Origin of the sequence: Comamonas trifloxystrobinivorans (assembly GCF_043359985.1) — a bacterium.
Lineage (GTDB): Bacteria > Pseudomonadota > Gammaproteobacteria > Burkholderiales > Burkholderiaceae_C > Comamonas > Comamonas trifloxystrobinivorans.
This window is the reverse complement of the sequence record NZ_JBHZGV010000015.1, coordinates 1-24,421: the sequence shown is the minus strand read 5'-3', so window position 1 is coordinate 24,421 and position 24,421 is coordinate 1. Positions and strand designations below refer to the sequence as shown.

Sequence of the window (24,421 nt, the reverse complement as noted above, 5' to 3'; positions counted from 1 at the left end):
CCATGCAAGTCCAAGTTGCCCGCCTCTTGCACGAGGCGCAGGATGTCGTCGGCCTGGAACTGCGCGCCATCGACGGCGGCGAGCTGCCGGCTTTCAGCAGCGGCTCGCACATCGATGTGTTCTTGCCCAATGGCATTTGCCGCCAATACTCACTGGCCAACTGCCCGTCCGAGCGCCACCGCTACGTGATCGGCGTGGGCCTGGCAGCCAACTCACGCGGCGGCTCCAGCTATGTACACCAACAGCTGCAAGTGGGTCAGCAACTGGAGATCAGCGCGCCGCGCAGCCTGTTTGGCCTGGGCGAAGCGGCCAGCGAACACTGCTTTATTGCCGGCGGCATTGGCATCACGCCCATCATGAGCATGATCCGCCACTGCGAAGCCACGGGCCAGCCCTGGCGCCTGCTGTACTGCGTGCGCAGCCGCAGCCGCGCGGCCTTTGCCTGGACGCTGGCTGGTTTTGGCGGCCGAGTGCAGCTGTTTGTCGACGAAGAGGCAGACGGCCAGCGCTGCGACCTGCAGCAATGGCTGGCAGCCACGCCCGCTGGAGCCCATGTGTACTGCTGCGGCCCCGAAGGGTTGATGAACGCAGTAGAAGCCGCAGCACAAATACAAGGCTTGCCCAAAGCCGCCGTGCACTTTGAGCGCTTTGCTCCACCCGAGGCCGCCGCCGCACAAAACGCCGCCAACGCAGCCAATGCCGGCGAATTCACCGTGGTGCTGCACCGCAGCGGCGAACGCATCACTGTGGGCGCCCAGCAAAGCTTGCTCGAAGCACTGGAATGCTCGGGCCAGAGCCTGCCCTTCTCTTGCCGCGAAGGCATGTGCCGCAGCTGCGAAATCCCCCTGGTGAGCGGCGAAGCCGACCACCGCGACTATGTGCTCAGCGACGAAGAGCGCGCCGCCCACCAATGCATTCTGCCCTGCGTATCGCGGGCTCGCAGCGCCGAGCTGGTGCTGGATCTTTGATTCCCCACAACCCAAAAAAACGGAGACAACAATGATCAAACAACTGGCACTGGGCAGCCTGGCCCTGGGCATGGCGCTGTCCGCCTCGGCCATCGACAGCAACTACCCCACGCGACCGATCCGCGTGGTGGTGCCGTATGCCGCCGGTGGCGCTACCGATTTCATCGCCCGCACACTGGGCGAGCGCCTGGGCAAAACCTTGGGCCAGCCGGTGGTGGTGGACAACAAAACCGGCGCGGCCGGCGCCATTGGCGCAGGCGAAGTGGCCCGCGCCAAGGCCGACGGCCACACCTTGCTGCTCACCATTACCGATTCGCAGATCAACAACACCGCACTCTATAAAACCCTGGCCTACAACCCGGAGAAAGACTTTGTCGGCATCTCACAGATCGTGCGCAGCCCGGCACTCATCTCTACCCACCCTGCCACCGGCATCAAAAGCCTGGCCGACCTCAAAGCCAAGCTCGCCAGCGGCGCCAAGCTCAGCTACGGCAGCTGGGGCATTGGCGGCCTGGGCCACCTGGCCGGCGAAACCCTGAGCCGCGACTTGAACGCCGAGATGGTGCATGTGCCCCAGCGCGGCGAAGGCCCGGTGGTGACCGATCTGCTCTCGGGCACGGTCGATGTCGGCCTGTCCTCGGTAGCCAGCGCCATGCAACATGTGCCCGGCGGCAAAGTCGTGCCCCTGGCCGTGCTGGGCCGCCAGCGCTCCACCACCTTGCCGCAGGTGCCCACCATGGCCGAGCTGGGCTTCAAAGACCCGCTCTACGACAGCAACGTCTGGATCGCCATCCTCGCGCCCGCCAAAACCCCGCCCGCCATCGTCGAGCGCCTGGCCAAGGAAGTGCGCGCCGCCGTGGCCACGCCCGAGGTCAGCCAGCTCTTCGTCTCACGCGGCTTTGAGCTGATGAACACCACGCCGCAGCAGTTCGCCGCCAACTACCAGGCCGAGTTCGGCGTCATCACCCAGCGCATCCGCGATCTGAAGATCGAGCCACGCTGAAGCTTGGGCGCTAGCGCTGCCATCCGTACTGGCAGCGCTGCGCGTGCAGGCTGCCAGCCGCCGCACACGTACCACAAGCGCCGGGTATTTCTTTGTTAATACGAAACCGAGGACAGGGCGCGGTTAAAGCGCTTTGCGCAACACTTCCTGGGTGTGCTCAATATGCTCCTGCAGCAAGGCCACCGCATGCGCCGCATCTTTTGCTCGGCACGCTGCGATGATGGCGCGGTGCTCGTCTTGCGGTGCCTTCAGTCCCACGCGGTGCGATTGGCGTGTGCGCAATTGAATATCCACGCCACGCACCAGGTCCTCGATCATTTGCAGTAATTTGGGCCGACCGCAGGGTGCATACAAGCGCAAATGAAACTGCAGATTCAACTCGGACCAATCTGCAGGCGACTGACTGGCCTCATAGGCTTTTAGAATTTTCTCCAATGCACTGAAATCCGCGCGTTTCATGGCGGGAATGGCCAGTTGCAGGGCGCGCGTTTCCAGCCCAATGCGGATGTCCAATGTTTCCAACAAGTCGCCAACGCTTTTGCTAGCCACGACCGAGCCCGTGTAAGGCACATGCTGCACCAGCCCTTCGCTTTGCAAGCGCTTCAAGGCCTGGTTTACCGGCAGGCGGCTGACGCCAAAGCGCTGCGCCAGCGCCTCTTGCTTGAGCTGCACACCCACAGCCAAACTGCCATCCAAAATCATCTGGCGGAGCGCATCAGTCACGCGGTCAACAGCAAGTACAGGGGGCGAGTTCTCGGTCATGGATCAAAAGCAAATGGCTGCGCGAATTGTAGAGGCCCGGCGTACCAGCCAACCAGGGCCTTCCAGAGCCGCTCATGTCTGGGGCAACACCTGCTCAGAGTTGACGCCCAAGAAACGACCGCCAATCACCCAGTTTTGCGCATCTATGTCGCAAAAGACAATCTGCACCGACTCAAGCGTACAGCCGCTGTACTGCACCATAGCCTCGGTAATGGCCTGCGCCAACTGCGCTTTTTGTCCCTGGCTGCGGCCAGCAGTCATTTCCACATGAATCGTGGGCATCGCTCAAATTCCCTTGTCCGTTGGGTTGGCGTACAAGGCCTTGGTCGCCTCCGTCATTGGGAAATTCAGGTTCAGATGACGGGGCGGGATCGGCGAGTTGAACCACTTGGCATACAACGCATGGATTTTTCCGCTAGCCATCAAACCGTGGACCGCCTGGTCGACCAAAGCTTTGAAAGCCGTGTCATCCTTGCGAAACATGATTCCATAGGGCTCTTCGCGCAGAGTTTCCGGCAAGATGGTGTACTCGGCGGGACTGTTGGAAGCCGCAATCTGGCCGGCCAATAACACGTCATCCATCACGAAAGCACTAGCTCGGCCAGACTCCAGCAACAAGAACGCATCGGCATGGTCCTTGCCAAGAATTTCAGATACTTTGATGCTCTCGGTCTTTTGGTAACTGCGCAGCAAAGGGATGGATGTGGTGCCAGTCGTGGTGGCAATGGTCTTGCCATTCAGATCGGCTAGGCTGTTAATGCCTGCGTTCTTTTTAACGGCGGCCCGCACACCCACCATGATGTAGTTGGGACCGAAAGCGACCTGCTGCTGGCGAGCCATGGAGTTGGTAGTGGAGCCGCATTCCATATCCACCGTTCCATTGACCACCAGCGGAATGCGATTTTGCGAAGTAACTGATTGGTATTTGACGCTCAGCTGAGGCAAGGCCAGTTGCTTTTTGATGGCATCGACCACGACCAAGCAAATGTCATTGGCGAAGCCGATCGGCTCCGCACCCGCACTGGTGACATAGGAAAAAGGAATCGACGACTCTCGATGACCAATCGTCACGCTGCCGCTGTTGCGGATTTTGTCCAGCGTTGAAACGCCAGTCTGAGCACTCGCCAGCTGCGAGCCCAGCAACAGGCAGGCGGTCATGGTTTTTACCAATAATTTCATAGGTGAGTCCTTAAAAAATTGCCAATCACTATGCATTGACACCGACACATTGGATACAATATTGGATACATTGTCAACGCGGTAAACCGCAGTACCTAGGAGTGAGCAACCATGCAGGCAAAAGAATCCGGATCGTTTGACGTTGTCGTCATGGGGGGAGGCATCATTGGCTCGGCCATCGCCTATTTCCTGCTAAAGGAGTCGCCCGGCTTGTCCGTGGCCGTCGTGGAGCCAGATTCCAGCTACGAGTTTGCGTCTGCACTACGTGCCTCCGGCGGCTGCCGTGTGCAATTCACATGTCCTGAAAATATTGAGATGTCGAAATTCAGCATCGACTTCATCAAGAACTTCGACAACACCATGGGCACTGCCAAACACTCCGCCCACGTCAGCTGGGTAGAGGGTGGCTATCTGTTCATCGTGCCGCCGGAAGATGTCAAAAACCTGGAGCGCAACGCCAAGATTCAGCAAGCACACGGCTGCATCGCCGAGCTGCTGACACCGGCTGAACTCAAGCAGCGATTTCCGTCCATGCAAGTGAACGACTTGGGAGCAGGCGTTCACACACCTCACGATGGATGGTGCGATCCCAACGGTCTGCTCTGGGGTTTCCGCCGCAAAGCGGTAGAGTTGGGCGCGGTCTATATCAGCGGACGAGTGCAATCGGCCCAAGTGGATACGATCAAGGCCCAATCCATCACGCTCGACAATGGCCAAGTGCTGCAGGCTGAGGCATTTGTCAATGCCACTGGTGCCTGGTCCGAAGGCACAGCGGCACTTTTTGGCATGCATTTGCCTATTTCACCCATGCGCCGATTCGAACACTATTTCACCGCAGGTTCGCCAGTCGAGCACCTGCCCTATGTGAAAGACACTGCCCGGCTGGCGTTCCGCTCCGAAGGCAATGGCTTCTCTGGCGGCTTGGTTGATGGCAGCGAACAGCGTGGTTTCAACTTCGATATCGACCACGATTATTTCGAGCGCGTGGTCTGGCCCGCTGTTGCACATCGATTCCCAGCGTTCGAAGCCGCCAAGTGCCATCGCACCTGGTCTGGTTTGTACGAAGTCAACGAGCTGGACGGCAATCCAGTCATTGGCAGCTGGACCGGCGGCCTGCCCAACCTGTACACCGCCGCCGGCTTTTCTGGCCACGGCATGATGCACGCACCCGCGGCCGGACGAGCCATTGCCGAATTGGTGGTGCATGGCCGCTACCAAACCCTGGATCTTGAGCGGATGGGCTACCAACGCGTAGCAAGCAACACGCCTTATGCCGAGGCGGGCATTCTGTAGCCCTACAACCCCACCCATCCGTTTTAGCAACGCCTCCTTCGGGAGGCGTCATGCGTTTTGATGACTGCAATCGAGCTCTCGCAAAGGGCCTGTCACACCTTCAACAGCACCGGTTATGCAGCCGCTATAAACTATCAAATCAATAGCTGCCAGCGCATGCTGCATGGCAGCTATTGTAGATAACCAGCTATAGCTCTGCGCATGCCCTCCCCCTTGCCACCCAGCCCCGAAGCCGCTGATTTTTCTCTCCTGAAGATTGCAGTGCCGGCGTTTGGGCCTTCGCTGTTATTTGGTTTGGGCGAAGGCGCAGTGCTGCCGGTGATTGCGCTGGTAGCGCGTGATCTGGGTGCATCCGTCTCGGTCGCGGCGCTGATCGTGGGGCTGATCGGCATAGGCTCGCTGCTCAGCAATATTCCGGCTTCGCTGTTCACCGTGCGCTTTGGCGAGCGCTGGGCGATTGTGGCCGCCGGGCTGTGGAGCGCGCTGGGCATGGCGGTCTGCGTGTGGACAAGCCAGCTGTGGCTGTTTGCGCTGGGTTGCCTGATGGTGGGCATGTCGCAAGCCGTCTACAACCTGGCACGGCAAAGCTATATGACCGAAGCCGTGCCCGTCGCCTACCGCGCGCGGGCGCTTTCCACGCTGGGCGGTGTCATGCGCATCGGCATGTTCATCGGCCCGTTTCTGGGCGCCTGGGCCATGCACCAATGGGGTTTGTATGCTGCCTTTGGCATTGGCATTGCTGGCGTGCTCTGCGCTGCTGCGGTGGGCCTGCGCGTACCTGATCTGGTAGCGCCGCCGCTGCCTGCAGGCCAGACGGCGCCTGCCGAGCCTCCGTCCATTCGCTCCATCTTGCGCGAGCATCGGCGCGTGTTCCTCACGCTCGGCCTGGGCATTTTGCTGGTGAGCGCCGTGCGCGCTTCGCGCCAGGTGGTGATCCCGCTCTGGGCCGACCATCTGGCTCTGGCACCGGCGGCCGCCTCATTGATCTACGGGCTGGCCGGTGGCATCGACATGCTGGTCTTCTACCCCGCCGGCAAGCTGATGGACCTGAAAGGCCGGCGCTGGGTGGCCGTGCCTTCCATGCTGGTCATGGGCGCCGCCATGCTGCTGATGCCGCTGAGCACCGGCTTTGTCACGCTACTGTTGGTGGCCTTGGCGCTGGGTTTTGGCAACGGCATTGGCTCGGGCCTGATCATGACCTTGGGCGCCGACCACGCACCGCGCCACGGGCGCGCGCATTTTTTGGGCGTTTGGCGCCTGGCGGCAGACATTGGCTCGTCGCTCGGCCCCGCCCTGCTCTCGCTGCTGGCTGCGAGCCTGTCGCTCGCCAGCGGCATTGTCTGCACCGGCCTGCTCGCCTTTGGCGCGGCGGCAGCGCTGGCGCGCTGGATTCCGGCGCGGCCGAAAGCGCCATAGCGACGTTCAGTGGGACGATGGTTTCTTATCAGCTTGGCCGTAATACATTTGTAACCCGTGCGGCAGCCAACATACACAATATGCGCCTTTCCACACCCTAGTTCCGCCAAAAATGCGTCCATCCTTCATGGCACGCTCGCCCAGCGGATCGCTGTACAGGTTTGATTTTTCAGCTTTTATGACAAGCGCTGTGGTTTTTCGGAGCTAGCAGACGCTCATGGCTTTTGCTACATTGTCGATTGATTAAACCAATCAACAATCAATTAATGAATGCCATGAGCTATTCAAAACCCGCTTACTCTGCCCTGCTCCGCCTCTGGCTACGCCTGTCCGCCCTGGTTCTGGTGCTGGTGGCAGCGCCCAGTTGGGCGCAGACCTCAGCCCAAATCTTGGTGCTGACCACCCATGAGGGAACGCCTACCCAAGCACCTTATAAAGACGATGGCCTCTGGGCATCTAATGGTCTGGCCCGCGCATTTGGCTATACCGATGCAGTTGACGCTGTGCCCACTATCACTCCATCAGCCCCGGGCAATGTCTATCTGCGCAGCACGCCCAAGGTGGTGTACAAGTACGGCGCACTCTCAATCCGCGCCAAGAAAACCAGTGATGTCGTCATTGCCGGGGGCACGGCTGGCAGCAAGAATCTGGTCCGGGTCACCAACTCTGCCAACCCCGCTGCTGAAGAAGTAGTGGAGGTGGATGACAGCAACGTCTTCCTGGACCCCAACGATCTCAGCCTGTTCAAGCCCGCCAATGCCGAGCGCTATGACCTGGTGGTGGTGGGCAGCACCTATTTCAAAGTGGTGGATGAAGCGTATGCAACGCTCGCTACGCTGATGAAAGACCCGGCGCGCAAGCCCGGGGCGATTTTGTATTTTGTCGATTCGTGCTGCGACTCTGCGGTTTCCCACTCCAGCAACGTGGCACGCTTCAACAGCGAAATTCTGAAACCGGCCACCGGCCTCAGCACCAGCTTGGACAGCTACAACGGCAACACCGCTGTTGGCATGCTCAACAACACGACTGCGGCTGCGGAATACACCCGGTCGTTCAAAAACAACAGCAGCAACAGCATCGTCAACCTGGAAACCTTGCAAGGCGGCTACTACCAGTGGTTGCTTGGTATTCCCGCCGTCAACCAACTGTTCCGGCTGGATGGCGCAACCGATGGCAATGTTTATGGTGCCTTTTTCCCCACCAAAGATATTTTCAAGACCGAGCCCAACGGCGGCACCTGTACCTTCGCCGTCGTCGACATCTCGCCCTTCGACAACAACAACTTCGCCAGCAATGTTCAAACATCCGCCACGCAAGGCACGCGCAATGTAGGACAGGCCTTTATCGACGCCGCCTTGGGCGGTGGCTCTTGCGGTGGCATGGCATCCATTGCGGCCACACCTGCCAGCCAGAACCTGACGCTCAAGCCACCTGCTACGCCGAACACCATGGTGCTGACCATCACCAACAAATCCCTGGTGGCGGGCACAGCCATCAGTGGGGGCACGGTCAAAGCCAGTCTGCCCGCGAATCTGGCGTTCGCCGGCACGCCTGCCTCAACCTGCACCAACGGCACCAACTCCACACCGCTGGCGGTGACGGTCAACGGCACGGCTTTTGAGATTTCGGGCATCGGCATCCCTTTTGGCCAAAACTGCAGCATCACGCTGCCTGTGCAGTGGAGCGACACCAGCGACCCTGCTACCAATGCCTGCATCAAAGCCGCCTCAAACACCAGCCAGCTGACCATCACACCTGGCGCCACCACGGGTAACAGCTTCAGCACCACCCAAGGCCAGACCAACGATTTGGCCCAATCAGCCGTGGTATGCAGCGCGCCCGAGCTGCTGCTGGAGCAAAGCGGCTTCCCCACCAGCGCGCTCAAGGCAGGCGATACCGTGAACTACACGGTCACCGTGAGCAACCTCAGCGAAAGCGCAGCGGTGGACAGCGCCCTGCTCAACAATGTGCTGCCTGCCGGTGTAGACCCAGCCACCGCCACCATCACCGCTGCCGCAAGCAACCCGCTGGGCTGCGTCTCCACCGGTGCTTGCAGCCTGGCGGCCAAAGACCCGGCCAATACCACGGCACCGCAGGCCAGCTTTACGGTCAGCTTTGTTGTGCCCACGGGCATGGGCCAGCTGTCACTGAGCGCCAATGCACGCCTGTCCGCCAACCAGGCCAGCACACAGGCCGAGGTTACGCTGGCCAACAACGACCTGGCCTTGTCTGCGCCCGTACAAAAGACGGTGACCGTGCGCGCCATCCTCAATGGTGGCAATGGCGAGTTCCCTGCACAATCGCTGGCCTACAGCCTCACAGGCTGCACCGCCAGCCCGGCGCCAAGCCCGGCTGCGCTGAACTTTGACAGCCACACCGCAGGCAACGACCACACCGTCAGCGCCAGCGAAACCTGCAGCGCCAGCTTCAGCGCCAAGCCCGGCCCGACACCCAGCGCCGGCGGGTACACGCTGGCATCGGACACCCCGGCCATCAGCACCACCACCGACCCGGCAACCGGCAACCAGGTGATTGAGGCCGTGTGGACAGCTGCTGCACCAGGCACGGCCAGCGTCAAAGGCTCGATCGTCCACGGCGCCAGCGCCCTGCCCGCAGGCCTCGCCGGACAAAGCCTGAACTACAACCTGGTGTGCTCGCCCAGCGCCGCCTTGCCAACAGCCAGTGGCGTGCTGACGGTAGACGCCAATGGCCTGCTGAGCAGCCCGGACAAACAGGTAGCCGCCGGCTCCTCGTGCAGCTTGCAACTGAGCTCCAGCCTGACGCCCCCGGCCGGCTACCGCCTGGAGGCGCCTGTGCAAACGCAAATGGGCAACAACTTTGTCGTAAGCATCCAACTGGTGCCGACGCTGAGCATTGCTGCCCGCATCGACACGCCTGCTGGTAGCACGGCCGATTTCTCGGCACTGCTGCAGCCCCTGGCCTATACCGTGACAGCTTGCCAGGCCACGCCTGCTGCTGGCGCGGCCGTTCCCAAGCTCAATGCCAACGGTGAAGTACAAACCCACAGCATTGCCGAAGGCACGCAGTGCGAGTTCGACTTTGCCGGCGGCCCCAACGCCAGCCTGCTGCCCGCAGGCTATACCCTGGCATCGAGCACGCCCACCATCACCCGCAGCAAGTCGACGCAAGCCAAAGCGGCGGCATCGGGCCCGCAATCGGTGGTGGTGACCTGGACCGTGTTGGCGCCTGGCGCCGCCGCGGTGAGCGGCAGCATCACCGGCATGCCCGCCGGCTTTGCCGCCACCCTGGCTGGCAAAACCCTGGGCTTTGCGCTCAGCTGCAGCCCCAGCGCCGCCAGCCCCGCGGCCGGCACGCTGACGGTAGACGCCAACGGCGCCCTGAGCACCAGCACCAGCCCCACGGTTGCCGCTGGCAGCACCTGCACGCTGGGCCTGAGCAGCGACCCTTCCACCCTGCCTTTGCCAGCCGGTTATGAATGGGCTGCGCCCGTTATCAGCAGCCCCAGCAGCAATGTGTTTGTGGTGACCTTGGCCATGCAAGCCAAAGCCACGGCCGGCACACCTACCCCGGTGCCCAGTCTGCAAAACGGGGCCTTGACGGCCCTTGTGTTGCTGATGGCCTTGGCCGGCCTGCGCCGCAGCCGGCAAGCCCAGCGCTAAAAACCCAAGCGCTGCGCGCTGCCCCCCCAGCCCAGGCACTGACCTGGGCTTTTTTGCGCCTGCACGTGCCAGCTCAACCTCCGCCGGGTGGCACACGAAAGCGCTCGGTCACGCAGCGCTCGGCGCGCTCCAGGGCAGCGAGCAGGCGTTGCCGCCACGGTGGGCGCTCGCCTTGCGTGCCGTTGTGCAGCAAAGCGGCTGGCAGAGTCGGCAAAGCATCAGCTTCTTCAGGCCAGGCAACGGCGGCGTCGCGGCGATGTGCGCTTGGGTGACGGGTGCTTGGAGTCGGGTTTGTCATAGCCAGCCATGCTCGGCCTGCGGCTAACATCTGTAAAGTTGAATTAACTGACGACTCAATTTATAAAAGCTGATGCGTAATCTCAACCTCGACCAGCTGCAAACCCTGGTCGCCATTGCCGATCTGGGCACCTTTGCCGCCGCTGCGCAGGCCTTGCATCTGGCGCCGCCCACCGTCAGCCTGCACATCAAAGAGCTGGAGTCGCGCCTGGAAGCCACGCTGGTGGTACGCGGCCGGCGCCAGGCAGAGCTGACGCCCGCCGGCCAGGTGCTGGTGCAAGAGGGCCGCAAGCTGCTGGCTGCCAGCGACGACCTGGTCGAGCTGGTGCAGCGCCGCGCCAGTGGTCGCGAAGGCATGGTGCGCATTGGCGTATCGGCCGGCGTCAGCACCCGGCTGCTGCCCCTGATGCTGGAGGCGCTGAGCGAGCGCAGCCCCGGCGTGGAAGTACGGCTGGAAGCGGTAGGCTCCAGCCTGGCCATGCAGCGCTTGCAAGCGGGCAGCCTGGACATTGCCATCGTCGCCAGCCCACAAGCGCCGAGCATCGACGTGCGCCTGACACCTTGGCGCAACGACGCCATGGTGGCCTTGCTGCCCGGCAGCTGGGAGGCGCCCGATGTGGTGACACCGGGGTGGCTGGCCGAGCGGCGCTGGGCATCGTTTGCGCCCGCTACGCAAATGCATGGGCTGGTGTCTTCCTGGTTTCACCAAGCCGGCTACCGCCCGCGCCCTTTTTTGATGCTCAGCTACCAAGGCGCGCTCAAAAGCCTGGCGGCCGCCAGCCAGTGCGCGGCGCTCTTGCCGCTGGAAGAAGTGGCCGACCAGTTGGACAAGCCCGATGTGCAGATGCGCCACCTCTCGCCGCCGTTGATGCGCCCCATGGCCGTAGCGCAGCGCGTGCTGAACACGCCGCAGCCGGCCGTGGAAGCGGTGTTGGAAGTACTGGCCAAGTTCGCCAGCGAGTAAACCCGCACCTGCAACAGGCCAGCAGGCGACAGTGCCGCTGCACCAGCGCATGGACAATGCCTGCAACTCCCCAACTTGCCTACCGATGGACACCCGCCAATCTCTGGATGCCCGCGCCATTGCGCTGATGGTTTTGCTCAGCCTGGTCTGGAGCGGCCAGCAAATCGTACTCAAAGTCACCGCGCAAGACGCATCGCCCATGATGCAAATTGGCCTGCGCTCAGGCGCAGCTGCCGTGCTGGTGTGGCTGTGGATGCGTTGGCGCGGCCAGCGCCTGCAGTTTGCCGATGGCAGTTGGCGCCCCGGCCTGGTAGTAGGCGCCCTCTTTGCCGCTGAGTTTGTGCTGGTGGGCGAGAGCCTGCGCCACACCAGTGCAGCGCACCTCGTGGTGCTGCTCTACACGGCGCCCATCTGGGCCGCCTTGGGCTTGCATGCCAAGCTGCCATCAGAGCGACTGGCGCCCCTGCAGTGGCTGGGCATTGCGCTGGCCTTTGTCGGCATTGCGATTGCGTTTTTGTGGCGCAGCGGCAGCACCGCGGGCGGCAGCGCCAGCCACACGGCCAGCACGCTCTGGGGTGATCTGCTGGCTTTGCTGGCCGGCATGTTTTGGGGTGCCACCACGGTCGGCATCCGCACCACACGCCTGTCCAACCTGCCGGCATCGCAAACCCTGTGGTACCAGCTAGTCGTGGGCTTTGTGGTACTGGTGGTGGTGGCCAGCGCCAGCGGCCAAGGCCACATCAGCCCCACGCCCGCTTTCTGGGCCAGCATGGCCTTCAACATTCTGCCCATGGCCTTTGCCAGCCTGCTCACCTGGTTCTGGCTACTGCGCCAGTACCTGGCTTCGCAACTGGGCGTGCTGACGTTCTTGACGCCCATCTTCGGCGTCATACTCGGCGCCTGGCTGCTGAACGAACCCATCACGCCCGGCTTTGTGCTCGGCGCCCTGGTGGCCTTGGTGGGCGTGGTGCTGGTCAGCGGCCACGGTTGGCTGGCAGGGCGGCGTGTAGCGACGTAATGACTATCAGATCGAAAACTTCTAACGCTCTGCGCTCGCACGCCATCAGCTAAAAAGGCTCTAAGCCACATCCACCGGGAAGCCCATCGTCTCTGCGTAACTGAGCGCATCGGCATGCGGCTCGACGATCTGCCCCATAGGCACGCGCTTGAAAGGCTGAAAGCAACCATCCTCCGCCTCAAAGTACGGCTCGCGCTTGATGGCCCATTGGTTCACCCACTTGCGTGGCTCGACCGGATAGCTGTTCTGGCCTATCACCAGAAAATCCTCGCCATCCCACATCCCGATATCGCCATTGCGCCCCTTGCCCAGGTACCACGCGCCTTTGACGAGCTTTTTGCGGGGGATCTGGGTGAGGATCTGAAGCAGGGTTGGCTCAGGCGCCTGATCGTCGCTCATTGCGCCGCCTTGCTGTCGATCAACGCGACAAACTGGTCGCCACGAATCCAGTTGGAGAGGACTTTGCCACTGAGATTGGCGATGTCGTCCACCTTGAAGCTGCGATTTTGCAGGGCAGGCAGATCGGTGTTTTGCAGCTTGTTCGAGCCTCCCATAAAACCGACCAACTTGGAGGCACCTTGCTGACGGCACACCTTCAACAGATCGGCATAGTCCAACAGCTCGAGGTAGTTCTTGCGGCTACCTCCGGCCTGCGTGCCGTTACGGGCATGGCGGTCCATGGCATCCAGCATCAGCAGTTGTTTGTGCAATGCTGGCCATTGGTCTGCGTAGGCGCCCTCTGCCAGGGTTCCAGGCAGATCACCAAAGCTCAGCCACTGCCAGTTGTCACGCCCCACCGTCCAGCTGTCCGGGCGGCTCATGACCTTGGGTGCCAGGTAAATCACTTGGCTGCTGCGGCACGCACGCAGCTTGGCACTCAGTTGCTCCTCGTCTTGCACGCCATAGGCTTCAATCATTAGTTGTCGAACCCTTTGGTACTTACCGCGCTCCTGTGACGCGTTGCCAATCTCCATCAGTTCGGTCAATAAAAACTCCGCACTCTCCGCTTGAATCCGCGCCTGCAGCTCTTCATAAATAGCCGCCTGCTCGGCTCGGAAAGTGGTGTCCGTCGTTTTCAACTCGACCAACAGCAACTCGTTGGTCGTCAAATTCAGCATCAACCAGTCGATATTGGTGGACTGCATATTGCCCAGCTTACGGATCGGGAACTCCGGGCTGAGCATCACGACCGAGCCGTTGTCCAGCAACGTCGTCAAGACATCGGCCATAAAAAAGCCCAGCACCGGCCCGATGGAGCGCTCTACTTGCACCTTGGGGATCATGGCGCCGTCGATCAAATGCGCGACCAATGCCTCAAAAAAAGGCAGGTCGGGTTGAGAATGGGGCTGCGAATTGCTGTGGTCTAACATGGGATTCCTCAATGAAAAAAGCGCACCCTCTCTATTCTTTTGAGAAGGCGATTTGTTTAGCGGTTTTCTAAGAATTTACTAAGGGTTTGTACTGATTCGTGAAGTTTCCGAGTGCTGTGCATCGAAGGAATGCGCAAATCTTTCACAAGCCACCCAAAAGTCGATATACAGACCACCGCACCAACGCTGCCACCGGCAGAGTATAAAAACAGAATTATTTGGTTACAAACAGCCGCCAATTCTCACCCATGCTGAGTCAGACTGCTGTCACTTGTGCCGTTATTTGGAGCGCCATCGCTCCGCATGCTGCAGCACTACCCATTTAATAACTGCGCGCGTACCAGTTGCGTTTTTTAAAAGTGCATTGGCCCATGGGCGGCACCTCCCCACCTGTCACCACCGGGCATGGCGAGCGCCTGTGGCTGGTGCATGATCAAAACGCCATGCCACAGCCAACACACTCCATGCCGCCATCCGAAGCGCCAGCCAGCCCCCCTATCCGCCACCCGGTTGCCATTGCCCTGGCCTTATCGCTGGGCGCCGCAGTGGCGCTGGGGATTTCGCGCTTTTCGTATGGCTTGCTGTTGCCGCCGATGCGGGCCGATCTGGGCTGGTCGTACCTGGTGGCGGGCAGCATGAACACGGCCAACGCCGTGGGCTACTTTGCCGGCGCCTTGGTGACGCCGTGGCTCATGCGTCGCTTGGGCGCCTGGCGTTTGCTGATGGCGGGCGCGGTGCTGGCAGGTGTTTTCATGCTGGCCTCGGGCGCCATTACTGCCACCGCAGCGCTGATGCTACAGCGCGTGCTGGCGGGCGCGGCCAGTGCGCTGGTGTTTATCGCCGGCGGCGTGCTGGCGGCGCGTTTGGGCTCGCTTTACCCGCGCAATGCCGGTTTTCTGATCGGGCTGTATTACGGCGGTACCGGCATTGGCATTGCGCTGTCGGCCTTGCTGGTGCCTGCGGCTTTGGACGCAGCGCAGGCGCAAGGCGTGGCGCACGGCTGGCAGTGGCCGTGGCTCGGCCTGGGTCTGGCCTGTTTTGTGGCGGCTGCTGCCATGGCTTGGCCCGCACGCCAGATTGGCGAGCCGGCACGCGCTGCCGCCGGTACGGGCCAGTTCACGCTGCGCGATTTTGGTTTTGGCCTGGGCGGCTATTTCATGTTTGGCGCAGGCTATATCGGCTACATGACTTTTGTGGTGGCGCTGCTGCAGCAGCAAGGCATGTCGCCCGGCCGCATCACCACTTTTTACGCGCTGCTGGGCCTGGCGGTGTTGGCCAGCTCGCGCATCTGGGCGCGCATGCTCGATTACTTCAAAGGCGGCGAGTCACTCGCCATCTTGAACCTGGTGCTGGCCGTGGTCACCGCCCTGCCCGCGCTCACCTCGGAGGTGCCGGTAGTGTTTGTCTCGGGCATGGTGTTTGGCGCGGTGTTTCTGTCGGTCGTGGCATCCACCACCGCCTTGGTGCGCCACAACCTGCCGCCCAGCGCCTGGCCGGCCGGCATCAGCGCTTTCACCACCGTGTTTGCGCTGGGCCAGATCGTCGGCCCCACCTTGGTCGGCTGGGTGGCCGATGGCGCGGGTGGCCTGGAGCGCGGCCTGGTGGTATCCGCCGCTTGCTTGCTGCTGGGCGCGGGCTTGGCCTGGCGGCAAAAGGCTTTGGCGCAGCAGACTCACTGATGACTCGCAGCCCGAACTGCTTGTCCGCCATCTAACCGTTGGAGTGTGTAGCAGGCGCCCAAGCTCCGGCCAAGGCTTTGTACAGGCCGATGCTGGAGCGCACCGCGTTGATCTGGCTTTGCGCCTTGGCGTCTTGCGCTGCCAGTTGTTCACGCTGCGCATCCAGCACTTCAAACAGGCTCAAACTGCCGCCCTGGTACATGCGCTGGGCCAGTTGTGCGGATTGGTCCCGCTGCGTGGCAGCTTCATCCAGCGCCGCCCACTCTTCGCTGTTGCGCTGTACTTGCACGAGTGCGTTTTCTGTTTCCTCCAAGGCCAGCAGCACACTTTGCTGGTATTGCGCGAGCGCTTGCGCAGCGCCCGCCTCGCTGGCCGCAATGCGCGCCCGCACCCGGCCCACGTCCAAAAACGACCAGTCGATGCCCAGAAACAAGCTGGCGTTGGCCGCTCTGCCAGTGAAAAGGTCGTTACCTGCCAGCGTGAAGCTGCCCAGCAAGGCGCCCAAGGACAGCTGTGGAAACAGGTCCGCCGTTGCCACGCCAATGCGCGCAGTGGCCGAGTGCAGGCGCGCTTCTGCTGCGGCGATGTCTGGCCTTCGGCGCAGCATGTCTGCCGGGCTGCCCGGGTCCAGCATGGGCGGTATGGCGGGTAGCGGGCTGGCGGTTGCCAATGCGGCGATCAGGCTGTCCGGGCTCTGGCCCGCCAGCACCGCAAGCCGATGCTGCTGCGCTGCGATTTGTGTTTGCAGCCCGGGAATGCGCGCTTGCGTGGTTTGCAGTTGCGCACGCGCCCGGCTCAGGTCAAGGTCCGTAGCGCTGCCCGCCTGCAAACGCCGCTCGACCAATTGCCAGGTGTCGCGCTGGTTTTGCTCTGCCGCTTGGGCCAGTTGCAGGCGCGTTTGCGCGCCCCGCAATTGCACGTAGGCGTCTGCCACCTGCGCAGCAATCACGATTTGCAGCGCCTCCAGGTCGGCCTGTGATGCGCTCACCTGCGCTGCGTCAGACTCCACCGAACGGCGTACGCGCCCCAGCCAGTCCAGCTCCCAGCTCGCAGCCATGCCTGCGCTGTAGGAGCGTGTGGATCGCGCCTGCCCAGGGCTGGTCTCGTCGGTGCTGAGCTTTTGCTGCGTAGCCCTGCCGCTCATGGTTGCAGTGGGGAAGCGGTCCATCTGCGTGTGCGTCAGCATGGCTTGGGCCGATTGCAGTCTTGCCACAGCCGCGCCCAGCTCGTGGTTGCGCTCCAGCGCCTGTTGCACCAATTGCGTGAGCTGCGCATCACCAAACTGGCTCCAGAACGCTGGGTCACGCACATCGCGACGGCTCAGCATCGTGAGATGGACGCCGCCATCCGCTTGCTGGCGCGCAAACTGCGCCGGCACCGCGCCTTCGGTGGTGGGCGCATGGAAGTCCGGCCCGAGCGCCGCACAGCCCGACAACACCAGGCAACAGGCCAGGGCCATGCTGCTGAGAGGACAAGGTTTAAGCATGGGAATTCTCCTCGGCAGTGGATGCGGGCAGGACCGGCTTGCCCGGCTCAGCGGCCTGGCCGTGCGGGTGGAGTTGCTGGCCGCTCAGTTTTCGCAAGCTGACGTAGAACACCGGCGTGAGGAAGAGCCCGAAGATGGTCACGCCCAACATGCCCGAGAACACGGTGACGCCCGTGGCGGCGCGCACTTCCGCACCTGCGCCATGGCCTACCAGCAGCGGAATGGCGCCCGCGATAAAGGCGATGGAGGTCATCACAATGGGGCGCAGCCGCAGGCGGCAGGCTTCGCGCGCCGCGTCCCAGGTGTTGGCGCCTTGCATCTCCAGCTCGCGCGCAAATTCCACAATCAAGATCGCGTTCTTGCAGGCCAGCCCCATGAGCACTACCAGCCCCACTTGCACGAAGACGTTGTTGTCCCCGCCCGAGAGCCACACGCCAAACAGCGCCGCGCAAATGCATACCGGCACGATCAGAATCACCGCCAGCGGCATGGTCCAGCTTTCATACAGCGCCGCGAGCACCAGAAACACCAGCATCACCGCCAATGCAAATACGACGACGGCGGCGTGGCTTTGCTCCACCTGCTGGTAGCTCATATCAGTCCAGGCCAGCTCAATGCCGGGCGGCAGGGTCTGGTCTGCAAGCTCGCGCAGCTTGGCCAGTGTTTCCGACGATGACAGCACCCGCGGGTCGGCATCGCCAATCAGATCGGCCGCCGGGAAACCGTTGTAGCGCAGCACGGGATCGGGCCCGTAGCTGGGCACGACGCTCACCATCGCATCCAGCGGCACCATGTCGCCGTTGCTGTTGCGGGTTTGCAGCCGGCCAATGTCTTCTGCGGTCTGGCGGTAATCCGCATCGGCTTGCAGCATGACGCGGTAGACGCGGCCAAAGGCATTGAAGTCGTTCACATACACCGACCCGAGGTAGGCCTGCAGCGTCTGAAACACATCGTTCAAAGCCACCCCTTGCGCCTTGGCCTTGGTGCGGTCTACCTTGACTTCCAGCTGCGGAATATTGGACTGGTAGGCGCTCACGGGGTAATGCATGCCAGGGGTTTTGGCAATCGCCGCCTGGAATGCGCCCAAGGCCTGTTGCAGCGCGGCGTAGCCCAGGCCGGCACGGTCTTCCAGAAACAAGGAGTAGCCCGAGCCATTGCCCAGTCCTTGGATGGGCGGCGGCATCAGCGCATAGCCAAAGCCGCCGTCCATGGCTGCCAGCTTGGCGTTGAGTTCTGCGCTGATTTCGGTGGCGCTGCGCTGGCGTTGCGAGAAGGGTTTGAGAATCACATACGCGCTGGTGAGGTTGGGCGTGTTGGTGCCTTGCAGCGCGTTCATTCCGGCAAATGCGGGGACGGACTCTATGCCCTCCACCGCCAGGGCGTGGCGCGTCATCTCGCGGGTCGCTTCGTGGGTGCGTTGCAGCGATGCGCCTTCGGGCAGTTTGGCGCCGGCAAACAGGTAGAGCTTGTCTTGCATGGGAATAAAGCCGCCGGGCACGTTGTTGAACAGCAAGGCGGCTGCGCCCAGCAGCGCCAGGTACACCACAAACACCAGGCCACGCAGTTTGAAGGAGCGCGCCACCGCGCTTTCGTAACGCTGGCCGCTGCGATCGAACAGGCGGTTGAAGCGCTGGAAGAACCAGCCTAGGCTTGCATCCATGCCACGTGCCAGCCAATCCTTGCGCGTGCCATGGGCTTGCAACAGCTTGGCAGCCAAAGCGGGCGACAAGGTGAGCGAGTTGATGGCCGAGATGACGGTGGAGATGGCAATCGTCACCGCGAACTGCTTGTAGAACTGGCCGGTGATGCCATCCAGAAACGCCATGGGCACGAACACCGCGCACAACACCAGCGCAATGGCAATGATGGGCCCCGATACTTCTTGCATGGCAAGGTGCGCCGCCTCGCGCGGGCTATGGCCTTTTTCGATATAGCGCTCGACGTTCTCCACCACCACGATCGCATCGTCCACCACGATGCCGATGGCCAGCACCAGGCCGAACAGCGTCAAGGTGTTGATCGAGTAGCCCAGCAGATACAGCCACGCAAACGTGCCCACGATGGACACCGGCACGGCCAGCAGCGGAATGATGGATGCGCGCCAGGTCTGCAAAAACACGATCACCACCAACACCACCAGCACCACCGCCTCGATCAGCGTGTGCTGCACCGCCTTGATGGAGTCGCGCACAAACACGGTCGGGTCCCACAGGTACTGAAACTCCGCGCCCGGCGGCAAAGTTTTGGAGAGGCGCTCCAGCGTCTTGTACACCTGGTCGGCCACACCCAGCGCATTGGCGCCTGGCGTCAGATAAATGCCGATGGCCGCCATGTTCTTGCTGTTGAGCGATGCGCGCAGCGTGTAATCGCTGGCACCCAGTTCCAGGCGAGCCACATCCGACAGATACACCAGCTGCCCGTCTGCCCCCGTTTTGAGCACGATGCGGCCAAATTCCTCAGGGCTTTGCAGGCGGCCTTGGACATTGATCGACAACAGCTTGTCCGTGCCTTTCCTACTGGGCTCGGCGCCCAATTGGCCGGCAGAGACCTGCACGTTCTGCTCGCGTATGGCGGCAATCACCTGGTTGGCCGTCAACTGCCGGGCGGCAACCTTCGCCGGGTCCAGCCAGATGCGCATGGCGTAGTCGCCCGAACCGTACACCCCCACATCACCAATGCCGGGAATGCGCGCCAGCTCATCCTTGACCCGCAAAGTAGCGTAGTTGCGCAGGTACAAGGTGTCGAGCTTGCCGTCTGACGAGGCCATGCCCACATACATCAGCGAGGTGGCCGATCGCTTCTGCGTGGTAATGCCGTACTGGCGCACTTCCTCGGGCAAGCGGCTCTGCGCCTGACTGACGCGGTTTTGCACGCGCACGGCAGCGGCATCGGGATCGGTGCCCGGGCGGAAGGTGGAGACCACTTGCAAGCTGCCATCCGATGCGGCGACCGACTTCATGTACATCAGCCCTTCAACACCGTTGATGGCCTCTTCCAGCGGCACCGCCACCGACTCGGCAATCTCCTTGGGATTGGCACCGGGGTACGTGGCGCGCACCACCACGCTGGGGGGCACCACCTCGGGGTACTCGCCCGATGGCAGCTGGGGAATGGCGATCACGCCGACAGCCAGCGTGATGATGGACAGCACAATCGCGAAGATGGGCCGGTCGATGAAAAATTTGGAAAAATCCATGCCGTTCCCCGTTTATTGCTTGCCCGGCTGCGCGGTTTTTTGCGGCGCCGCTGGTGCCGGTTTTTCGCCCACCTCATGCACCACGGTGGGCGCCAATGGCATGCCGGGGAAATGGATGCGCTGCATGCCTGCCACCACCAATTGCTCGCCCGCTTGCAGGCCGGACTCCACGATGCGCAAGCCGCCAGCCATGCGTCCCAATCGGACTTCGCGCCGCTCTGCCCGGTTGTCTGGGCCCACCAGGTAAACGTATTTGCGATCCTGATCGGTGAGCACCGCCTTGTCGTCAATCAGCACGGCAGAGAAATCGGCGCGGCCCTGCATCTGCACGCGGGCAAACATGCCCGGCGTGAACAGACCGTGGTCGTTGTTCAACGTGGCTCGCACACTGATCGTTCCGGTTTGCGGGTCCAGGCGGTTGTTGGTAAAGCCGATCTGGCCGGTATGCGGAAAGCCTTCGTCGCTGAGCAGGCCAATGCGCACCGCTGCCGGGCCGGCCTGCGCATCGGCCTCCCTGCCCAACAGCTTGCTGCGCAACAGACTTTGCTCATCGGCATCAAAGTACACATACACCGGGTTCTGCGAGACCACCGTGAGCAGAACGCTTTGATCGGCCTGCGCAAGGTTGCCCACGGTCAGCATCGCCCTGCCTGCCACGCCGGTGATGGGCGCTCTCACCTGGGTAAAACCAAGCTCCAGCTGCGCCGTGGCCACTGCCGCCTCCGCCGCGCTGACGCTGGCTACCGCTTGCGCCAGGGTGCCTGCGCGGTTGTCCGCCTCTTCAGCGGAGATGGCCCGGTCGACCAGCAAAGTCTGCGCACGTTTGTCTTGCGTCCGGGCCAGTGCGGCGGCCGCTTTGGCGCGTTGCAACTGGGCCTGGGCGCTGGCCAGCGCGGCTTTATAAGTGCGGGCGTCAATGCTGAACAGCACCTGGCCCTTGCGCACCAACTGCCCTTCACGGAAATGCAGGCTGTCGATGTAGCCGCTCACCCTTGGACGGATATCTACCGTGTCTTGCGCGGCAATACGGCCATTGAAGCTGTCCCACTGCTGCACTTGCTGCGCTTGCACCACCGCGACACTGACCGGCGCTGGCGGCGGCCCGCCCGAGGCGGCCTGCGCCTTCTCCGCCTTACCCGGCCCGCAGGCCGATATGGCCACGCACAGCGCGCCTACTGCCATGGCCGAACCCAGGCGCGCTGCGCCGCGCAAGCTGATTGCTGATGTCATGTAACAAGCCCTTTTCTCTGATGTCTGTCGCCTGGCCCGCCCGCGGTCGACCATGGGGGAACGGGCGTGGCCTCAATGGCCACACGGGACACAAACCCGCTTTTGCCCATTGCCGACAGCCATTCTTCAAGCTAAAGTGCACTTTAAGTCAAGAGAAATGAGGTACCACCATGGCTTTTGGGGATGATGAGCTGCTGCCTATTGGCACCATTGCCAAGCGCAGCGGTGTCAACGCATCGGCATTGCGCTACTACGAGTCGCTGGGGTTGATCGAATCCGTGCGCAGCGGCGCCGGGCATCGCCGCTACCACCGCTCGGTCTTGCGCCGTGTGGCCTATATCGTGTTCGCGCAGCGGCTGGGCTTTCAGCTCGAAGAAATTACCGGCCAACTCAATGGCTTGCCCAAGCACCATGCGCCCAGCGGCGAAGAGTGGAACACCCTCTCTCAAACCTGGATCAGCCGGGTCGACGAGCGAATTGGGGAGCTGATGCAGTTGCGCAGAAGTCTGGAGAACTGCATAGGCTGCGGTTGTTTGTCGATGAAGGTCTGCAATGTCTTCAACCGTGCCGACTGCATCAGCGAAAAAGGCGCAGGCCCCAGGCTGTGGCTGGGCGACAAGCTCACGCCCGTAGCCGACGGCGAATAAGGCACGCTCCCAGCCGCCCGCTTTGACCCGCCCCCAAAAAACGAAACGCGCCGCAAAAACGGCGCGTTGGTCATCGGCTAACGCTGCTCTTTAGCGCTGCTTACTTGGCATACCAGGCCAGGCCGTTGTCTTGGAACACGCCTGGGTTGGCTTGCATGGCGGCGATCTCTTGGACGTTGGCGCTGTAGACGTGGGTGCCAGTCTGCCAGTTGTAGAAGCGGTAGAAGGCGTTCAGGCCGGCACCTGCTTGCTGGTAAGCCTGGAAGGCCACGCCTTCGTAGCGGAAATTGGGCAACACGGCGATCACCATATCGCGCTCAGCCACGCTGGCGGTGTAGAAGTGGGCGCCGGTGGCGGTGTTGAGAAAGCCGTACACATCGACAGCAGCGGGGGCAGCCACTTCGGGGTAGAGCCACTGCTTGACGGCGGGAAACACCTTGTCGAAACGCGAGTAGTTGTTGGTGCCGCCGGTGTTGCTGCAAGAGGCTGAGCCGTTGGAGAGCATGCCGGTAACCACGCCGTTCACAAACAGGGCCGAGCCGCTGCTGCCGCCTTCGGTGGTGCCTTGGCTCCACTGCACACGGTAGAAGTTGTCGTTCATCTCGTTGCTGGCGCGGCAGCTGTAGTAACCATTGCCAGGCGTGCAGGCCGAGCTGCCGACAATGCTGCCGAAGCTGATTTTTTGCAGATCGCCGCGGGGATGGTGGATGCCCACCACCGCTGCGCCCTTGGCCACCGGGTTGGCGTCCCAGCCGGCAAAAACAGCACCTGCGGGTGGCGCATCGTTGAGCAGCAGCAAGCTGGCATCGGGCGAAGCCGAGGTGTAGAGCAGTTGCGCGCCGCCCTTGAGCGTTTTGCTGGCCGACGACAGCAGGCGGCTGTTGCAGCTGGGCGTGCGGTAGAACCAGAAGGTTTGCAGCGACGAGGCCACGGTTTGCGTGCTGATGCAGTGGTTGGCCGTCATGAAGAAAGGCTTGCCGCTGCCGGCGCGGTCGTTGAGCAAGGTGCCGGTGCACAGGTAAGCGCCCTGCTCGGTAACGTAGTGCATGCGGGCCACGGCATCGCGCTGGGCGGCGTAGGCGTCGTAGCAGGTCGAATCCAGCGTGCAGGCAGCGGCGTTGTTGATCTTGGCTTCCATGTGGCTGCCGTCGTCAATCAGCTTGAAGATGTTTTCGTAGATATGCACAACCTGGGGCGCAGCCACTTGCACGCCGGCGCTGGCCACGCCAGCAGGCAGCTCGATCTCGACCGTCAGCTCATCGCCGTCGACAGCCGGCGTCCACCAGGTGCGGCCGGCCACCGAGTTGTCGCCCGCCTTGGCATTGTTTTGCAGAGCCTGGGCAATGCGCTCGCCCGTGGTTTCGCTGGCCTGGTCGCGCCAGTCAGGGGCATAGACACGCACGATGGCATTGGCCGGCAGCGCTTGCACCAGCAGGCCCACGCGCAGACCGAAAGCCTCGTTGGAGACAAAACTTAGCGCCGCCACCTGGCCACCGCTGGCCGTTGCTTGCCAGCGCAGCGCTGCTTGCGTGGCCGCTACCGTGCCGGTGGCACTGCTGGCGCGAGGGGCGCCAATGCGCACGCCGTCGTTGCTATCTGCCGCGGCTGCCTTGGGCTGCACCCAGGCACCCAGCTCCACCAAGGTAGGCGCTACCGGGGCCAAACGGGCGCTTTTCATCGCCATCGCCACCGGAGTCTGGCTGGCTGGCTGCACACGCGCCGCCACGTTTTGCGCCAGAGCCGAACCCGCCACCAGGCACAAAGCCAGGGCCGAGCCAGCGACACGAACCGTTTGCAGCGAAGTATTGAGCCAGCGAATCATTTTTAATCTCCTGATAGCCAAATCTTTGATGGAGTCAATGGTATCAATAGATTTTTCAAAACACATCATCGAAATCGATTCATTGACATTTGTTTGAAGATATTTTGTGTGAATAGATTTTGTTAATTTTGAAATCAAATGCTTCATGCGCAACCAGTTCCAAGTGAATCGGAAACTGGATCAGTGCTGGCTTTATGAATTTCGCAAGCAGTTGCTCACATGTGCTTACGAGTGCAGATAGATGGAAGCGTTGGCTAGGCCCGCCGGTTGCGACAGAAACGGGTGACAAAGTGGCGGATCTGGTGCGCAGGGGCTGGCACGGAGCCTTCACACGCCCTCTCGCGGGAGCCTCATAGAAGACGCAGCTCTTGCAGGCTGTTGGCTGTTGGCTGTTGGCTGTTGGCTGTTGGCTGTTGGCTGTTGGCTGTTGGCTGTTGGCTGTTGGCTGTT

General features: G+C 62.1%; 20 protein-coding genes. 9 read left to right on the top strand and 11 right to left on the bottom strand.

Annotation, left to right across the window (positions count from 1 at the left end; genetic code table 11):
* The first annotated feature begins 2 nt into the window (after positions 1–2).
* Positions 3–968, top strand: coding sequence for a PDR/VanB family oxidoreductase (locus ACFIQF_RS18570; RefSeq protein WP_393945132.1), 966 nt, complete (start codon positions 3–5; stop codon positions 966–968).
* A gap of 31 nt (positions 969–999) precedes the next feature.
* Positions 1,000–1,971: a Bug family tripartite tricarboxylate transporter substrate binding protein gene (locus tag ACFIQF_RS18565; protein ID WP_393945131.1), complete on the top strand. Its 972-nt coding sequence runs from the start codon at positions 1,000–1,002 to the stop codon at positions 1,969–1,971.
* A gap of 123 nt (positions 1,972–2,094) precedes the next feature.
* On the opposite strand, the gene ACFIQF_RS18560 is transcribed toward ACFIQF_RS18565, so the two are convergent.
* The 3 genes from ACFIQF_RS18560 to ACFIQF_RS18550 all read right to left on the bottom strand — a co-directional run bounded on the left by ACFIQF_RS18560 (position 2,095) and on the right by ACFIQF_RS18550 (position 3,912).
* Positions 2,095–2,694 carry a GntR family transcriptional regulator gene (locus ACFIQF_RS18560; RefSeq protein ID WP_393945130.1) on the bottom strand — a complete coding sequence of 200 codons (600 nt, stop codon included), beginning with the start codon at positions 2,692–2,694 and terminating at the stop codon, positions 2,095–2,097.
* A gap of 111 nt (positions 2,695–2,805) precedes the next feature.
* Positions 2,806–3,015 (bottom strand): tautomerase family protein, encoded by a 210-nt coding sequence (locus ACFIQF_RS18555; protein WP_393945129.1) that lies wholly within the window; start codon positions 3,013–3,015, stop codon positions 2,806–2,808.
* Positions 3,016–3,018: 3 nt separating this feature from the next.
* Positions 3,019–3,912 carry a transporter substrate-binding domain-containing protein gene (locus ACFIQF_RS18550; RefSeq protein WP_393945128.1) on the bottom strand — a complete coding sequence of 298 codons (894 nt, stop codon included), beginning with the start codon at positions 3,910–3,912 and terminating at the stop codon, positions 3,019–3,021.
* Between the two features lie 111 nt (positions 3,913–4,023).
* Between ACFIQF_RS18550 and ACFIQF_RS18545 the strand changes: the two genes are divergently transcribed.
* The 3 genes from ACFIQF_RS18545 (at position 4,024) to ACFIQF_RS18535 (ending at position 10,262) form a co-directional block, all read left to right on the top strand.
* A complete protein-coding gene (locus tag ACFIQF_RS18545; RefSeq protein WP_393945127.1) occupies positions 4,024–5,205 on the top strand; it encodes an NAD(P)/FAD-dependent oxidoreductase in 1,182 nt (393 codons plus the stop codon).
* Between the two features lie 201 nt (positions 5,206–5,406).
* On the top strand, positions 5,407–6,621 hold the full coding sequence (locus ACFIQF_RS18540; RefSeq protein WP_393945126.1) for an MFS transporter: 1,215 nt from the start codon (positions 5,407–5,409) through the stop codon (positions 6,619–6,621).
* Positions 6,622–6,896: 275 nt separating this feature from the next.
* Positions 6,897–10,262: a DUF5979 domain-containing protein gene (locus ACFIQF_RS18535; protein WP_393945125.1), complete on the top strand. Its 3,366-nt coding sequence runs from the start codon at positions 6,897–6,899 to the stop codon at positions 10,260–10,262.
* A gap of 73 nt (positions 10,263–10,335) precedes the next feature.
* On the opposite strand, the gene ACFIQF_RS18530 is transcribed toward ACFIQF_RS18535, so the two are convergent.
* Positions 10,336–10,560: a hypothetical protein gene (locus tag ACFIQF_RS18530; protein ID WP_393945124.1), complete on the bottom strand. Its 225-nt coding sequence runs from the start codon at positions 10,558–10,560 to the stop codon at positions 10,336–10,338.
* Between the two features lie 72 nt (positions 10,561–10,632).
* Between ACFIQF_RS18530 and ACFIQF_RS18525 the strand changes: the two genes are divergently transcribed.
* Both ACFIQF_RS18525 and ACFIQF_RS18520 read left to right on the top strand, forming a co-directional pair.
* Positions 10,633–11,523 (top strand): LysR family transcriptional regulator, encoded by an 891-nt coding sequence (locus ACFIQF_RS18525; protein ID WP_393945123.1) that lies wholly within the window; start codon positions 10,633–10,635, stop codon positions 11,521–11,523.
* Between the two features lie 85 nt (positions 11,524–11,608).
* A complete protein-coding gene (locus ACFIQF_RS18520; RefSeq protein ID WP_393945122.1) occupies positions 11,609–12,541 on the top strand; it encodes a DMT family transporter in 933 nt (310 codons plus the stop codon).
* A gap of 60 nt (positions 12,542–12,601) precedes the next feature.
* Here the strand turns inward: ACFIQF_RS18520 and ACFIQF_RS18515 are convergent, their stop codons facing one another.
* Positions 12,602–12,940, bottom strand: a complete 339-nt coding sequence (locus ACFIQF_RS18515; protein ID WP_393945121.1) for a hypothetical protein — start codon at positions 12,938–12,940, stop codon at positions 12,602–12,604.
* Complete coding sequence (locus tag ACFIQF_RS18510) at positions 12,937–13,911, bottom strand: hypothetical protein (RefSeq protein ID WP_393945120.1); 975 nt, start codon at positions 13,909–13,911, stop codon at positions 12,937–12,939. The genes ACFIQF_RS18515 and ACFIQF_RS18510 overlap by 4 nt, the downstream gene beginning before the upstream one ends.
* Before the next feature lie 464 nt (positions 13,912–14,375).
* On the opposite strand from ACFIQF_RS18510, the gene ACFIQF_RS18505 reads away from it, so the two are divergent.
* Positions 14,376–15,590: a YbfB/YjiJ family MFS transporter gene (locus tag ACFIQF_RS18505; protein WP_393945203.1), complete on the top strand. Its 1,215-nt coding sequence runs from the start codon at positions 14,376–14,378 to the stop codon at positions 15,588–15,590.
* Between the two features lie 31 nt (positions 15,591–15,621).
* Here the strand turns inward: ACFIQF_RS18505 and ACFIQF_RS18500 are convergent, their stop codons facing one another.
* The 3 genes from ACFIQF_RS18500 to ACFIQF_RS18490 are packed head-to-tail and all read right to left on the bottom strand — an operon-like array spanning position 15,622 to position 21,454.
* Positions 15,622–17,076, bottom strand: coding sequence for an efflux transporter outer membrane subunit (locus ACFIQF_RS18500; RefSeq protein WP_393945119.1), 1,455 nt, complete (start codon positions 17,074–17,076; stop codon positions 15,622–15,624).
* The gene (locus tag ACFIQF_RS18495) at positions 17,069–20,272 is read right to left on the bottom strand and encodes an efflux RND transporter permease subunit (protein ID WP_393945118.1); all 3,204 of its coding nucleotides are present in this window, start codon (positions 20,270–20,272) and stop codon (positions 17,069–17,071) included. Before ACFIQF_RS18495 ends, ACFIQF_RS18500 begins: the two co-directional genes overlap by 8 nt.
* 12 nt (positions 20,273–20,284) lie before the next feature.
* The gene (locus tag ACFIQF_RS18490) at positions 20,285–21,454 is read right to left on the bottom strand and encodes an efflux RND transporter periplasmic adaptor subunit (RefSeq protein WP_393945202.1); all 1,170 of its coding nucleotides are present in this window, start codon (positions 21,452–21,454) and stop codon (positions 20,285–20,287) included.
* 218 nt (positions 21,455–21,672) lie between these two features.
* Between ACFIQF_RS18490 and soxR the strand changes: the two genes are divergently transcribed.
* Positions 21,673–22,149, top strand: a complete 477-nt coding sequence (soxR, locus tag ACFIQF_RS18485; RefSeq protein ID WP_393945117.1) for a redox-sensitive transcriptional activator SoxR — start codon at positions 21,673–21,675, stop codon at positions 22,147–22,149.
* Positions 22,150–22,249: 100 nt separating this feature from the next.
* On the opposite strand, the gene ACFIQF_RS18480 is transcribed toward soxR, so the two are convergent.
* Both ACFIQF_RS18480 and ACFIQF_RS18475 read right to left on the bottom strand, forming a co-directional pair.
* The gene (locus ACFIQF_RS18480) at positions 22,250–23,971 is read right to left on the bottom strand and encodes a trypsin-like peptidase domain-containing protein (RefSeq protein WP_393945116.1); all 1,722 of its coding nucleotides are present in this window, start codon (positions 23,969–23,971) and stop codon (positions 22,250–22,252) included.
* Positions 23,972–24,050: 79 nt separating this feature from the next.
* On the bottom strand, positions 24,051–24,421 hold a 371-nt coding region (locus ACFIQF_RS18475), incomplete at its 5' end, for a hypothetical protein (RefSeq protein WP_393945115.1).

Bases quoted from the DNA above. Each gene is read 5' to 3' on its own strand.
- ACFIQF_RS18570 (WP_393945132.1), top strand. From the start codon at position 3: ATGCAAGTCCAAGTTGCCCGCCTCTTGCACGAGGCGCAGGATGTCGTC.
- ACFIQF_RS18565 (WP_393945131.1), top strand. From the start codon at position 1,000: ATGATCAAACAACTGGCACTGGGCAGCCTGGCCCTGGGCATGGCGCTG.
- ACFIQF_RS18555 (WP_393945129.1), bottom strand. From the start codon at position 3,015: ATGCCCACGATTCATGTGGAAATGACTGCTGGCCGCAGCCAGGGACAA.
- ACFIQF_RS18550 (WP_393945128.1), bottom strand. From the start codon at position 3,912: ATGAAATTATTGGTAAAAACCATGACCGCCTGCCTGTTGCTGGGCTCG.
- ACFIQF_RS18545 (WP_393945127.1), top strand. From the start codon at position 4,024: ATGCAGGCAAAAGAATCCGGATCGTTTGACGTTGTCGTCATGGGGGGA.
- ACFIQF_RS18540 (WP_393945126.1), top strand. From the start codon at position 5,407: ATGCCCTCCCCCTTGCCACCCAGCCCCGAAGCCGCTGATTTTTCTCTC.
- ACFIQF_RS18535 (WP_393945125.1), top strand. From the start codon at position 6,897: ATGAGCTATTCAAAACCCGCTTACTCTGCCCTGCTCCGCCTCTGGCTA.
- ACFIQF_RS18530 (WP_393945124.1), bottom strand. From the start codon at position 10,560: ATGACAAACCCGACTCCAAGCACCCGTCACCCAAGCGCACATCGCCGC.
- ACFIQF_RS18525 (WP_393945123.1), top strand. From the start codon at position 10,633: ATGCGTAATCTCAACCTCGACCAGCTGCAAACCCTGGTCGCCATTGCC.
- ACFIQF_RS18520 (WP_393945122.1), top strand. From the start codon at position 11,609: ATGGACACCCGCCAATCTCTGGATGCCCGCGCCATTGCGCTGATGGTT.
- ACFIQF_RS18515 (WP_393945121.1), bottom strand. From the start codon at position 12,940: ATGAGCGACGATCAGGCGCCTGAGCCAACCCTGCTTCAGATCCTCACC.
- ACFIQF_RS18510 (WP_393945120.1), bottom strand. From the start codon at position 13,911: ATGTTAGACCACAGCAATTCGCAGCCCCATTCTCAACCCGACCTGCCT.
- ACFIQF_RS18505 (WP_393945203.1), top strand. From the start codon at position 14,376: ATGCCGCCATCCGAAGCGCCAGCCAGCCCCCCTATCCGCCACCCGGTT.
- ACFIQF_RS18500 (WP_393945119.1), bottom strand. From the start codon at position 17,076: ATGCTTAAACCTTGTCCTCTCAGCAGCATGGCCCTGGCCTGTTGCCTG.
- ACFIQF_RS18495 (WP_393945118.1), bottom strand. From the start codon at position 20,272: ATGGATTTTTCCAAATTTTTCATCGACCGGCCCATCTTCGCGATTGTG.
- ACFIQF_RS18490 (WP_393945202.1), bottom strand. From the start codon at position 21,454: ATGGCAGTAGGCGCGCTGTGCGTGGCCATATCGGCCTGCGGGCCGGGT.
- soxR (WP_393945117.1), top strand. From the start codon at position 21,673: ATGGCTTTTGGGGATGATGAGCTGCTGCCTATTGGCACCATTGCCAAG.
- ACFIQF_RS18480 (WP_393945116.1), bottom strand. From the start codon at position 23,971: ATGATTCGCTGGCTCAATACTTCGCTGCAAACGGTTCGTGTCGCTGGC.